The sequence below is a fragment of the Streptomyces sp. 13-12-16 genome (genome assembly GCF_002114215.1).
Taxonomy (GTDB): domain Bacteria; phylum Actinomycetota; class Actinomycetes; order Streptomycetales; family Streptomycetaceae; genus Streptomyces.
In genome coordinates, this window is the sequence record NZ_NCTE01001138.1 from 1 (window position 1) to 635 (window position 635).

General features: G+C 75.3%; 1 pseudogene. It reads left to right on the forward strand.

Annotated elements, in window-relative coordinates:
- Positions 1-267 precede the first annotated feature (267 nt).
- Positions 268-635: pseudogene (locus B7767_RS36480) on the forward strand (serine/threonine protein phosphatase); the annotation flags it as partial.

Genomic DNA, 635 nt, shown 5'->3' on the forward strand with positions numbered 1-635 from the left:
CTGGCGCGCGCCGTCCACCGCGCCGTGCGCGAGGCCGTGACGGCCCCCTGAGCGCTGTCCCCGTCCGGCGGACGGCAGCGCGGCCGCGGGGGCGCGCGGGGAACGGGACGGGCGAGGAGCAGAGGAGTGAAGGTCCCGCCTCGGGGTACGCAGCCGCCCGGCCGGCACGTCATCGCCCGGTCGGGTTGCTTTCGTGGATACGGATGGGAGACCGTGGCAACCGAATCCGGTTTTCCCGGCAGAGAGGTGGTGGGGTGCGCACGACGCGTGCCTGCGCTTGTGATTCCTTCCCCCGGTTCCCCCGCCCGCCCGCGTGACCCGGAGGTCCGTACCGCTCCGACGTGGAAGGACGCTCCCTACCCGGTCGTGGTCCTCGACGCGAAGGGCACGGTCGTGGACCTCAACCCGCCCGCCCGGATGATGCTGGCGGACCACCACGACGGAGCCGCTCCACGGGGCGCGGTGCCGGCCTGGCTGGCGGAGGCACACCGCCGCCTCGCCGACGAGGCGGACGTCACACCGGCCCCGCCGGCCGCCGGAGAGATCGGCGACCGGTTCTTCGAGGCGCATCCCGGCCCGCTCTCGGACGGGCAGGTCGTGTGGTGGCTGGTGGACGGCACCGGCAGCCGCCGGGC